Source organism: Burkholderia sp. Ax-1724 (assembly GCF_011752995.1).
Lineage (GTDB): Bacteria > Pseudomonadota > Gammaproteobacteria > Burkholderiales > Burkholderiaceae > Paraburkholderia.
The window spans coordinates 119,374-132,022 of sequence record NZ_VWWL01000016.1 but is presented as its reverse complement, the minus strand read 5'-3'; the positions used below and the strand labels follow the sequence as shown (position 1 = coordinate 132,022).

Sequence of the window (12,649 nt, the reverse complement as noted above, 5' to 3'; positions counted from 1 at the left end):
CATTCAGGAGAGTACTTTGTATTCGTCAGAGACGGTAATTGGCCTTGGTACGCCGAGCGTCAAAAATAAGCCCATCGAGCAACTGGTCTGGCCGGAGGACGGCCTTCACGCTATTCCAGACTGGGTTTACACGAGCGACGATGTGTACGCTCGCGAGGTTGAGCGGATTTTTCAGGGCCGTACCTGGAACTTCGTTGCGCTGGAGGCCGAAGTGCCCAACAGCGGGGACTACAAGCGCTCGTATGTAGGTCCGACGCCGGTGGTCGTCTCACGCGCAGAAGATGGTTCCATTCATGTGTTCGAAAACCGCTGCGCCCATCGTGGCGCCGAATTATGTCGTCACACGCGCGGCAACAATGCTGAGTTCGTCTGCCCGTATCACCAGTGGTCCTATGACCTGAAAGGGAATCTGCAAGGTATTCCGTTCAAACGGGGTGTGAACAAGCTCGGCGGGATGCCGCGCGACTTCCGTAATGAGGACCACGGTCTCAAGAAGCTTGCTGTCACGACGCGTAACGGAGTGGTCTTCGCCTCGTTCACGCACGACATGGAGCCTATTGAAGATTACCTCACGCCCGAAATCCTGAAAGATTTCGACACCGTCTTCAACGGCAAGAAGCTGCGCATCCTCGGGTTTTACAAGAACGAGCTGCCGTGCAACTGGAAGATGTACCACGAGAATCTGAAGGATCCTTACCACGCAACGCTGCTGCACTCCTTCCTGGTGGTGTTCGGCTTGCTGGTTGCAGGGAACCGCTCGGCGATGGTGGCCGACAGTAAATACGGCATACACGGCACGATGGCGTCGGCCAAAAGCGATTCACTCTATGCAACGGTGGACACCGACAAGAAAAAAGAAATGCGCTCGTTCCACGAGGGTATGGTCCTCAAGGATGAGCGGTTCCTTGAGTACGTCAAGGAGTTTGACTCTGAATGGTCGGTGACGATGCAGACGATCTGGCCGAATCTGATCGTCCAGCGTGAAATGAATACTTTGGGGGTGCGGCATATCGTTCCGAATGGGCCAAACAGCATGGTGATGCTGTGGACGATGTTCGGCTACGAAGACGATACAGAAGAGACCACACGTCACCGGCTGCGCCAGGGCAACCTGATGGGGCCAGCTGGATTCCTCGGTCTCGAGGACAACGAAGCCATGAAGTTTGTGCAGGAAGGCGTGCGTCGTTCCGTAACCGATCGCAGCGTACTCAAACTCGACAGTGAAAAAACTGGAACCGCGGACAATCTGATTTCGGAAGCTGCAATTCGCGCGATGTACAAACACTACCGTGAAGTGATGGGGTTTTAAATGCTACCAGGATTCGAAAAGAAACCAATTGCACACGACAAGGCACTTGCTGCGCGCGCAGCCGTGGAAGATTTTCATGCCGAATATTGTGCGGTGCTCGACGGGGGCGACGTCGAGCGGTGGCCGGAATTTTTTACGGAGAACTGTCTTTACCGGGTGACCGAGTACGAAAATGCCGCCCTCGGGTTTCCGGTCGGCCTGGTCTACGCCGAAGGGCGGGACATGCTGCGCGACCGCGCAGTAGCTATCTCCAGAACGCAGATGTTCGCGCCGCGACAGATGCTGCATTTCGTCACCAACGTTCGGATTCTTGACGTGACAGACGAAGAAATCATTGCTCAGAGTAACTACATGTTGATGCAGACCCTGGTCGAAGGCGCGACTTGCCTGCATCAGGCCGGTCGGCTTTTCGACCGCTTTGCTCGAAAGGGCAATGAGCTGCTTCTGAAGGAACGGCAGGCTATTTATGACACGGCGATGATTGCGAACGATCTGGCCTATCCTGTTTGAAAGGGGGTAAGCGGAGAATGTCAAGAGCGGGCCACAAACCAGGGGGATGCATATGAGCCACACCGAACCGACGGAAGCGCCCATCGAAAGCGGCGGCATCGGCGCCCGCGTGAGGCGTCGCGAAGATGAGCGCCATTTGCATGGCAAGGGAAAATTCGTTGCCGACTATACGTTTCCTGATTTGCAGGAAGTGGCGTTCCTGCGCAGCCCACTTGCGCATGCTCGCATCGAGCGCATCGGCAAGCCCGAACGCTTCGCTGATCAGGTCATTGTGCGGGAAGACATGCAGACGGCGACAGACATCGTGGCTGATTCCAGCTTGCCGACCTACAAGCCTTCGTCGCACCCGCCGCTCGCCTCCGGGAAAGTCCGCTTTGTCGGCGAACCTGTGGCAATGTGTTTCGCGAGTTCCCGCGCCGAGGCCGAGGACATCGCGGAGGAAGTTGAGCTGGATCTGGAGGAACTGCCTGCGTTTGCGAGTGCATTTACAGCACGCGAGCGCACAGACGTGCGGGTGCATGACCACTGGACAGACAATCTTTTCCTCGATCTGAAGGCGGATGTCAATTTCGACGAGCGCTCCAAAGACGCACCCGTCGTCGTCAGACAAAAGGTCAACCTGGCCCGTCAGTGCATGGTCCCAATGGAAGGCAAGGCCGTACTGGCCTACTGGGACCACACGCAGGCGCAACTGGTCGTCATTACGTCGACCCAGGTCCCGCACATGATCCGTACGGTGCTTGCGCAATGCCTTGGTATTGACCATGCTCAGGTGCGTGTCATTTCGCCTGATGTGGGCGGTGCATTCGGCTACAAATGTGTGCTTCAACAGGAAGAGCTTTGCATTGCGTGGCTTGCTCTCACCTACAAACGTCCGTTTCGCTTTATCGAAGACCGTCGCGAGCATTTGATCGCGGGTGCGAATACGCGCCAGCACCACTACGAACTTACCGCATATGCGGACAACAATGGACGGCTCCTGGCGCTGGACTGTAACCTGTTGATTGACGGCGGCGCGTATTCCGCGTGGCCTTTTACGATTGGGCTCGAAACAGGGCAGGCGTTGGGTAACCTGCCTGGCCCCTATGATTTCAGCGGATACCGCTGCCGTACCCAGTGCGCGGCAACCAACAAGCCCGGGTTCCTCCCGTATCGCGGCGTGGCACGTACCGGCGTCTGTTTCGCGATCGAACTGACGATGGACGCCATTGCGCGCGCAGTCGGCCGCGAAGCGTGGGAGGTTCGCTACGACAATCTGATTCGCGGGGCTGACATGCCCTATACGAACGTTGTCAAGAAGCACTACGACAGTGGCGACTTCCAGAAGAGTCTGAAGCGGGCCGCTGAACAGCTTGATGTTGCCAGATGGCGCCGTCGTCAGAAAGAGGGTGAGCCAGACGGCAGGCTGATCGGTATCGGGTTCGCGACATTCACGGAGCAATCGGCACACGGCACGGCAGTGTTCGCGTCGTGGGGCTTGCCGGTGGTTCCAGGCTACGACCTGGCAACTGTCCGGATCACAGCGGATGGCGGTCTGGAGGTTCGTGCCGGAATCCATTCCCATGGCCAGGGTATGGAAACGACATTGGCGCAGATCGCAAATGAAGTGCTGGGCGTTCCGATTCAGAAGATCAAGGTCGTGCACGGCGATACGGCTCTCACGCCGTACTCCACGGGTACCTACGCCTCTCGCAGCATTGTCATGGCAGGTGGTGCAGTCGCGGCAACGTGCCGCGAACTGGTACCGCGACTGATCAAAATTGGCGCACATATCCTGGGTGAACCGGAAGACGTGGTCCGATTCGAGGCCGGCGAGGTGGTTGGCGCAACGGGACGGGTATCCCTCGCGGAGATCGGTCACGCGTGGTATCTGCGGCCCGAACGCTTACCGCCGGGCGTGGATCTGACCGGGCTCGAAGCAACTCAGGGTTTCAAGCCGAAGGTCGATACCGGCGCATTCAGCTACGCGACGCATGCGGCTGCCGTGGCGGTTGATACAAAAACGGGCCACGTCGACATTCTGGATTACGTCATCGTTGAAGACTGCGGGCGAATGATTAACCCGATGGTTGTCGAAGGCCAGACCATCGGCGGCACGGCACAGGGCATCGGCACCGCGTTCTATGAAGAAACGCTATACGACGATAACGCGCAGCCACTGACGTCCACGCTCGCAGACTACATGTTGCCCGGGCCGACGGAGTTGCCGTCGTTGACCATCATTCATATGGAGACGCCGTCGCCCTACACGGAATTCGGCGCGAAGGGGGTCGGCGAAGGCGGTGCAATCGCACCCCCCGCCACGCTTTTCAATGCGGTGAACGATGCGCTTAGCCCTATTGGAGCACTCGTCAGCGAGGCACCTCTCACGCCGCGACGGCTGCTTGCCGCGATTGAAGCGGCCAAAGCGGCTTCGCACGGCAAGGCAGAAGCAGAACATGCTCACGAGGTGATTTGATGAAGGCCGCCGCTTTTGAATACGTACGCGCTGCTACATTGTCTGACGCGTTACGTGAGTTCGGTGATTCGGCGACGGGCGTGAAACCGATTGCCGGTAGCCAGTCGATGGGGCCGATGCTGAATCTCCGCCTGGCGAGGCCATCGCGCGTGGTCGATGTGTCACATGTTGACGAATTGCGCGGCGTCACTGTCGTAGGCGATGTGGTTCGTGTGGGCGCGGCGATTACTCACGCGGAAATCGAGGACGGGAAGTACGAACCTTTGCGTAACGGATTTATGCAGTATGTCGCTTCGGGTATTGCGTACCGCGCGATTCGTAACAGAGGAACCATCGGCGGCAGTCTGGCGCATGCCGACCCCGCAGCGGACTGGCCGTTGGCGCTTTCGGCCCTCGACGCCAGGCTGGAGCTCGCGAAGGCGGGCAGTACGCGTCACGTGCGCGTCAGTGAGTTCATGCTGGGCGCCTTTACAACGCTGCTTGACGACGGCGAGATTATCTCTGCGGTTCTGTTGCCAAAAATCGGGAGCACCCTGCGTTGGGGCTATTACAAGCTTTGCCGCAAGACTGGCGAGTTCGCCCACGCAAGCGCAGCTGCGGCGTTTGACGCGCAAACCGGCCTGGCCCGCGTGGTCCTTGGCGCGCTTGATGGCCCGCCGACTGCATTGGACTCGCTTGCGCAGTCAATCGCGAAGCAGGGCCCAAGTGCTGCCACGCCGGAAGCGATTGCGGCAGGTGTGGCGAACGCGATGCCGAATGCGGACGCTATCGACCGCTCCATGCACGCCGCCACGGTTGAGCGCTGTCTTGCACAAACCTTCGGTTCATCAGCGCGTTAACGCGTTAACAGGAATTTCCATGTCTGTCATTGAACTCACCATCAACGACCGGGCGATACGCGGCGAGGTTGCGCCGCGCACGCATCTGGGCGATTTCCTGCGCGATAACCAGAATCTGACCGGTACCCACCTGGGGTGCGAGCACGGAGTGTGCGGCGCGTGCACCGTCCTTATCGACGGCGAACCGGTGCGTTCCTGCATTACTTTCGCGGTCGCTTGCGACCACCAGAAGGTGCGTACGATCGAAGGGTTCGACGACGATGAACTGATGAAGCGCATCCGTCGATCTTTCTCGGTGCATCACGGCCTGCAGTGCGGCTACTGTACGCCGGGTATGCTCATTACGGCACGCGATATCGTGCGCCGTTTTCCTGACGCTGATGAGTCGCGCATTCGTCTCGAGCTGTCCGGAAATCTGTGCCGCTGCACCGGCTACATGGGTATCGTCAACGCCATCAAAGCGGTACTTGGCGACCTGAAAGACAATCCGATCGCTGACGTCCTCACCGTTCCCACTGCTCCAGTTCGACAAGCGGCGACGCAGGAAACCGGTGCATTCCAGACATTTGCAGCAGTGGCGGCTGCCCCGTCGATTTCCTCGGAACGCGCGCCGCAAGAGGCGAGCGCGGCATCGCCGGTTTCTGCTGCCCAGCCGGCGGGTGAGCGCAAAGGCTGGACGGCAATTGATGACAGTTTCGTCGTGCCGTTTCCGCTTGAGCGGGTCTGGGGTTTTATGGGAGACCTTCCCTCCGTCACCGGCTGTCTGCCAGGGGCGGAACTGATCGAGCACGATGCTGAAAAAGTGAAAGGCAAGATCGCCATCAAATTTGGGCCGATGTCGGCGAATTTTGCCGGTGCTGCACGCCTTGAACGTGATGACGCGGCGCATCGGGCCGTGATGCGTGGAGCCGGCCAGGACAACATCAGCCGCTCGAAGGCGAACGGCGACGTGACTTACGCGTTGAGTGATGAAGCGAACGGGACGCAGACACGAGTGGCGGTCACGCTCGAATACATGCTGCAAGGACCGCTCGCGCAATTTTCCCGTTCCGGGCTTGTTAAAGATTTTGTGCGACGGATGATTGCTGACTTCGGTATGCGAATTACCGCGCAGTTGGGCGGCGCAGACGTGCCGGACTCCGCAACGTTGCAGACCCGATTCAACGTCGGCAGTCTGGTGTGGAGTGTCCTGTGGGGTCGTATGAAACGGCTCTTTGGCCGAGGCGAATAAATGCTGTCACAACGATAGCGGAAGATCGGGGGCGTAGCGTGTCAAGCACGCCGTCTCGCCCCTTTATTGTCAGCATGCTGATTAAAAAATGGGAGTTTGTCGTGACTAAACGGATTCGGAAGATTGCCCTGGAAGAGCACTTTTCAACGCCTGACTTCCAGGGCTACTCAAAAAGCTTCACGCAGCACATCGAGCCGGACGTGCTCGCCGATCTTGCGGCCCGGCTTGCGGATTTCGACGAGCAGCGGATCGTCGAGATGGACCGCGCCGGGATCGATTACACCATCTTGTCCCAGAGTGGGCCGAGTGTGCAGGGCGAGACTGACCCGGCCCTGGCAGTTGCTCGCGCCAGGCAAAGCAATGACTTTCTGGCACAACAGATTGCGGGGCATCCGACGCGGTTTGGCGGGTTTGCCACGCTGCCGATGCACACACCTCATGGCGCCGTTGACGAGTTGACCCGCACGGTTCGGGAATTTGGTTTTAAGGGCGCGCTGGTGAATGGGCACACGCTGGGAACGTACTACGATGGCCGTGCTTACGACCCTTTCTGGGAGCGGATGCAGGAACTCGATGTGCCTCTGTATCTGCATCCTGCCGATGCGTATGTGGCGCCAAAGGTATTCGACGGCCATCCGGAACTGGCGGGTGCCGTGTGGGGGTGGGGTGTTGAAACCAGCAGCCATGCATTGCGCCTTCTCTTCGGCGGTGTCTTCGACCGCTTCCCCGGACTGAAAGTCATTCTGGGCCACATGGGTGAGGGCTTGCCCTACCTGCGCTGGAGGTTTGATAGCCGTTTCGCTGTTTACTCGCACGGTATTCGTCTCGAACGCGCGCCTTCCGAGTACATCGGAACAAACATCCTGATTACCACTTCCGGTGTTTGCTCGGCTCCATCTCTGCTTGGTGCAATTGGGGAAATGGGCCCGGAGGCCGTGATGTTTTCGGTGGACTACCCGTACGAATCCACGGCGATTGCTGCCGATTTCATTGAGCAGGCGCCACTCGACGAGAAAGTCAGAAATCTCGTTTGCCACGGCAATGCCGAACGTATCTTCAAGCTGTGACGCTGGTTTTTTAACCGCGAGCAGCGAAAACATCAGGTTAAATTTATCCAGGAGTAGCAATGACGAATCAGTACCGAATTGGTCAGATTGTGCCGAGTTCGAACACGACGATGGAGACAGAGATTCCGTCGATGTTTCTCGCGCGCCAGACGATCCGTGCCGAGCGTTTCACGTTCCACTCCAGCCGCATGCGCATGAAGAAAGTGGTGAAGGAGGAGCTGGCCGCCATGGACGCGGAGTCGGACCGCTGTGCGCTGGAACTCAGCGACGCGCGCGTGGACGTGCTTGGCTATGCGTGTCTGGTTGCGATCATGGCGATGGGCCACGGTTACCACCGCGTGTCGCAAAAACGACTGCATGAGCGTACGGTCGAGAATGGTGGGGCGGCACCGGTCATCACTAGCGCTGGCGCACTCGTTGATGCGCTAAAGGTGATCGGCGCAAAGCGTATTGTGGTGGTGGCTCCGTATATGAAGCCACTCACCGAGCTGGTGGTCGACTACATCCGTAATGAAGGTTACGAGGTGCTCGATTACCGTGCCCTCGAGATTCCCGACAACCTCGAGGTCGGCCGTCACGACCCCGGTCTGCTGCCGGGCATCGTTTCCCGGATGGACACAACGCACGCCGATGCGATCGTGCTCTCGGCATGCGTGCAGATGCCCTCGCTGCCGGCCGTAGCCAAGGTCGAAGCGATGACGGGCAAGCCTGTCATCACCGCCTCGATTGCGACGACCTACGCCATGCTCAAACAGCTCGGTCTGGAAGCCGTAGTGCCGGGTGCCGGCGCGTTGCTCTCTGGTGCCTACTGATGTGCTGACGCTTAACGACTCCGAGACGGGCATGAGCAAAACATCCACATTTCTCTACGGCGGCAACGTTCACGCGAACGGAATCCGCCAGCACTACCTGCGCTACGGCGGTGCGACCGACGCACGTGCCGGCCGGGACCCTGTCATCATCGTGCCGGGCATCACCAGCCCGGCTGTAACGTGGGGTTTCGTCGGCGAGCATTTCGGCACGACGTTCGACACTTATGTGCTCGATGTCCGCGGCCGGGGTTTGTCTTCGGCATCGGACTCACTGGACTACAGCCTGGATGCGCAGGCTGCGGACCTGGTCGCGTTCGCTCAGGCGCTGGGGCTGACACGCTACAGCGTAGTGGGCCACTCGATGGGCGGCCGCATTGGCGCACGCGCCGCGCGCACGCAGCCGCACGGTCTTGTGCGACTGGTCATGCTCGACCCGCCCGTATCCGGACCGGCCCGTCGCTCGTATCCATCACAGCTGCCCTGGTACGTCGATTCGATGCGCCTGGCGCGCGAAGGCACAGACGCTGAGGGTATGCGTGCGTTCTGTCCTACCTGGACCGATGAGCAGCGCCAACTGCGCGCCGAGTGGCTGCACACGTGTGACGAGCGCGCCGTGATCGCGAGCTTTGAGGGCTTCCATACCGACGACGTGCATGGGGACCTGCCGCACATCGGCATACCCGTCCTGCTGATGACGGCTGGGCGTGGCGACGTGGTTCGCCCCGAAGACGTCGAAGAGATCCGTACGCTGGTACCGCAACTCGAGCACTCGCACGTGTCCGACGCCGGCCACATGATTCCGTGGGACGACGAGCCCGGTTTCTATCGTGCGTTCGGTGATTTTTTGGGCACGCCTCTGCCGAGTCTGGCCACCGTTCGGGCTTGACGCCCCTTTTTAAAGAGAACTCGATGCCAGTCAGCGACTACCAGATGGTTGAGGCGTGGAAGCAGGTATTGACACTCTCGCGCCTTGAAGCGGGCCAGACTGTCACGATTCTGACGAGCGCGGCTACCCATCCGCAAACGCTCTCGACCGCGTTGATCGCGACGCAGTCGATGGGTGCGATCGTCAACCGGTTGGACCTGCCGCCGGTGAATGGCGAAAAGGCGCTGAGCCGCGACTCGCTTGCCTACCTTGGCACGACACCGCTCACGGGCAACCCCGCGGCGATAGCCGCGCTCAAGGCGAGCGACCTCGTCCTGGACCTGATGACGCTGCTGTTCTCGCCGGAGCAGCTCGACATTCTGAAGACTGGCACCAGGATTCTGCTCGCGGTCGAGCCGCCTGAAGTGCTGACACGGCTAGTGCCAAGTCTGGCCGACCGCGAGCGCGTGCTGGCTGCCCAGGCCCACATCAATCGGTCCAAAGAGATGCGCATCGTGTCGGCCGCCGGAACGGATTTCCACTGTCCGATAGGCGAATTCGAGGCGATCGCGGAGTACGGCTTTGTCGACACGCCGGGCCGGTGGGATCACTGGCCCAGCGGCTTTGCACTGACATTTCCCGACGAAGGGCGAGCCTACGGGCGCATTGTGATCGACCGCGGCGACATCCTGCTGCCGCAAAAATGCTATGTGCAGGACCGGATCGAGCTCACTGTCGAGAACGGCTTTGCTACGCGCATTGAAGGCGGCATGGACGCGGATCTGCTCAAGGAGTACATGGGTACCTTCAAGGACCCCGAGGCGTATGCCATCTCGCACATCGGTTGGGGGCTGCAGCCACGCGCGCACTGGTCAACGTTGGGGCTGTATGACCGGGAGGCAACCATCGGTATGGATGCGCGCGCCTTCGAGGGCAACTTCCTGTTCTCGCTCGGACCGAACAACGAAGCGGGTGGCAAGCGCACAACTACCTGCCACATCGACATTCCGCTGCGCCACTGCGATGTGTTCCTCGATGGTGAAGCAGTGGTGCGCAATGGCAAGGTGCTGGATAAGTGAGGAATCAGCATGTCCAATGAACTTGATACATACCAGCGCCAGAGCTTCGGCTCGACGCTTGAACCGAAGGCGCCGGTGGGCCTCCTTATCGTCGATTTTGTCAACGGCTTTGCCGACCCCGAAGTGTTTGGCGGAGGCAACATCGCGCCAGCTATCGAGCGCACCGTTGCGTTGCTGGCGCATGCGCGCGAGCGCGGCTGGCCCGTCGCCCATACGCGTATCGTATTCGCTGACGACGATGCGGACGAAAACATCTTTACGCTGAAGGTGCCGGGTCTGCTCACACTGAAGGAGCACACGCACAACAGCGCCATCGTGTCGCAACTCACGCCGCGTGAGGGTGAACTGGTGGTGCGCAAGACGGTGCCGTCGGCGTTCTTCGGCACATCACTGGCTGCGTGGCTCACACAGCGCGGTGTACAGACGCTGGCGGTCGCCGGTGCGGTGACGAGCGGCTGCGTGCGCTCGAGCGTAGTGGACGCGATGCAGTACGGCTTCCGTCCGTTCGTGCTCTCAGATTGCGTAGGCGACCGTGCCATCGCTCCGCACGAGGCCAACCTCTTTGATATGGCACAGAAGTACGCCGCTGTCATGACCCGGGACGAAGCACTCAGAGTCCTTGGAAATTTGTAGCCGGGGCCGAAGCAGAAGGGCGCGTCAGATAAGGCGCGCCCGGCGCCGATCGCTAGCGCTTTTCGAATCGAAGCGTGCATCAATACTGGTCTGGTTATGCCAGATCATCCTTAAATAATTATGTATAACTAAATATATATGCGGAGAAAGCCGTGCAACCAGGAGTGGGAATGGATATCTCGACGTCGAAGCCGTCGCGGCACGCTGTCACGCGTCGCGAATTTACGCTTATCATCGCGTCCTCATTTGGGGCGTTACTCGAATGGTACGACTTCTATATCTACGCCGCCCTGGCGGGAACGTTCAGTACGCTCTTCTTTCCCAGTGGAAATGAGACCACGGCCTTTCTGGCCAGTCTCGCGACATTCGGTGCGGGCTTCCTCGTGCGGCCACTCGGCGCGCTGTTTTTCGGCCGGCTCGGCGACAGGATCGGTCGAAAATATACTTTCATGGCGACCATTGTCCTGATGGGTGTCGCTACAGTGGGTGTGGGACTGCTTCCTTCGTTCGCAAGGATCGGGATGTTGGCGCCGCTGTTGCTCGTATGCCTGCGGCTGTTGCAGGGTTTTGCGCTGGGCGGTGAAACGGGTGGGGCGGCTACCTATCTGGCTGAACATTCCCCAGCCAGGAGTCGGGGTTTGTATACCAGTTCGCTGCAAACGACTGCCACACTGGGTTTGCTGGCATCCATTGCAGTTGTCAGCGCGTGCCGGTCCGCCATGGACAGTACATCGTTTCAGGAGTGGGGCTGGCGGGTGCCGTTCCTGGTTTCGCTCGTGCTACTGGTGATCTCCGTTTACCTTCGAACGAAGTTAGCCGAGTCGCCGACATTCCAGAGTATGAAGCATGCGGGAAAACTGTCGAAATCTCCGATCAGCGAGAGCTTCGGCAGCTGGGAAAATCTCAAGTACGTGCTCATCATGCTGTTCAGTACCGCCTCCGGCGTCGGCGTCGTGTTTGGGACTGGTCATTTTTACTCGATGTACTTTCTGCAGAACACGCTGAAGGTCGCTCCCAACACGGTGAATCTCTATCTGGCCATCGCCTTGGTGTGCGTTTTTCCGTTCTACCTGATCTTCGGCTGGCTCTCCGACCGCATTGGCCGTAAGTGGATCATGATGGCAGCCTGCCTGCTGCTCGCCGTAACGACGCAGTCAATCTTTCACGCGTTGACCCACTACGCGAATCCGAAATTGGAGGCGTTCCAGAAAAACTCACCTGTCATCGTTCACGCAGATGACTGCCACTTTTCGTTGTTTGCCGCACCGAAAACGGATTGCGACCGCATTCGTTCGTTCCTGAGTGCATCGGGCGTTTCATACCAGCAGATGCCATTGCAACCAGGGCAGTCGGCGGATACCACTATTGGCGACGTCACCGTGCACGGCAGCGATCGGCACGAGCTGGAGAATGCGCTGCTGGCCGCTGGGTGGGTGCAGCATGCGGACCCGGCGCAGATCAATACGCCCATGGTCATCTTCCTTATGTGGCTGCTGATTGTGTATCTCGCGATGGTCTACGGTCCGATGGCGGCATTCATGGTTGAATTGTTCCCCGCACGAATCCGCTACACCTCGCTGTCACTTCCGTTCCATCTAGGATCGGGCTGGTTCGGCGGGATGTTGCCGTTCGTTGTTTCGGCCATGGCCGTAGCGAACGGAAACGTCTACTTTGGCCTGTGGTATCCGATTGTGATTGCGGTGCTCTCTCTAATAGTCGGTGTGCTTTTCGTTCCAGAAACTTTTCGCCGGGACATTTCTAAGTAATTCATATTTTAATAAATAGAGAAGATTTATCCTGTTCATTTGGGTAACGGAGATCTTCGTACAATCTTGCATATAAGGTT

General features: G+C 59.0%; 11 protein-coding genes. All 11 read left to right on the top strand.

Translation table 11 applies throughout. The features are described 5' to 3' along the window. The first annotated feature begins 16 nt into the window (after positions 1-16). The 11 genes from F3J19_RS19875 (at position 17) to F3J19_RS19825 (ending at position 12,569) form a co-directional block, all read left to right on the top strand. Positions 17-1,309: an aromatic ring-hydroxylating dioxygenase subunit alpha gene (locus tag F3J19_RS19875; protein WP_167044781.1), complete on the top strand. Its 1,293-nt coding sequence runs from the start codon at positions 17-19 to the stop codon at positions 1,307-1,309. Next, positions 1,310-1,819: an aromatic-ring-hydroxylating dioxygenase subunit beta gene (locus F3J19_RS19870; RefSeq protein WP_167044778.1), complete on the top strand. Its 510-nt coding sequence runs from the start codon at positions 1,310-1,312 to the stop codon at positions 1,817-1,819. It begins immediately after the preceding gene. Between the two features lie 52 nt (positions 1,820-1,871). Further along, positions 1,872-4,277, top strand: a complete 2,406-nt coding sequence (locus F3J19_RS19865) for a xanthine dehydrogenase family protein molybdopterin-binding subunit (protein WP_167044775.1) — start codon at positions 1,872-1,874, stop codon at positions 4,275-4,277. Further along, on the top strand, positions 4,277-5,116 hold the full coding sequence (locus tag F3J19_RS19860) for an FAD binding domain-containing protein (protein ID WP_167044772.1): 840 nt from the start codon (positions 4,277-4,279) through the stop codon (positions 5,114-5,116). Before F3J19_RS19865 ends, F3J19_RS19860 begins: the two co-directional genes overlap by 1 nt. 13 nt (positions 5,117-5,129) lie before the next feature. Beyond that, positions 5,130-6,347, top strand: coding sequence for a 2Fe-2S iron-sulfur cluster-binding protein (locus F3J19_RS19855; RefSeq protein WP_167044915.1), 1,218 nt, complete (start codon positions 5,130-5,132; stop codon positions 6,345-6,347). A 74-nt stretch (positions 6,348-6,421) separates the two neighbouring features. Beyond that, positions 6,422-7,414, top strand: a complete 993-nt coding sequence (locus F3J19_RS19850; RefSeq protein WP_167044912.1) for an amidohydrolase family protein — start codon at positions 6,422-6,424, stop codon at positions 7,412-7,414. Positions 7,415-7,473: 59 nt separating this feature from the next. Further along, positions 7,474-8,226: an Asp/Glu racemase gene (locus F3J19_RS19845; protein ID WP_167044770.1), complete on the top strand. Its 753-nt coding sequence runs from the start codon at positions 7,474-7,476 to the stop codon at positions 8,224-8,226. Positions 8,227-8,257: 31 nt separating this feature from the next. Beyond that, positions 8,258-9,112 (top strand): alpha/beta hydrolase, encoded by an 855-nt coding sequence (locus F3J19_RS19840; protein ID WP_167044767.1) that lies wholly within the window; start codon positions 8,258-8,260, stop codon positions 9,110-9,112. A 23-nt stretch (positions 9,113-9,135) separates the two neighbouring features. After that, a complete protein-coding gene (locus tag F3J19_RS19835; protein WP_167044764.1) occupies positions 9,136-10,170 on the top strand; it encodes a 2,5-dihydroxypyridine 5,6-dioxygenase in 1,035 nt (344 codons plus the stop codon). 9 nt (positions 10,171-10,179) lie between these two features. Then, positions 10,180-10,803, top strand: coding sequence for an N-carbamoylsarcosine amidohydrolase (locus F3J19_RS19830; RefSeq protein ID WP_167044761.1), 624 nt, complete (start codon positions 10,180-10,182; stop codon positions 10,801-10,803). Positions 10,804-10,973: 170 nt separating this feature from the next. Next, positions 10,974-12,569 carry an MFS transporter gene (locus F3J19_RS19825; RefSeq protein WP_167044758.1) on the top strand — a complete coding sequence of 532 codons (1,596 nt, stop codon included), beginning with the start codon at positions 10,974-10,976 and terminating at the stop codon, positions 12,567-12,569. The last annotated feature ends 80 nt before the right edge of the window (positions 12,570-12,649 follow it).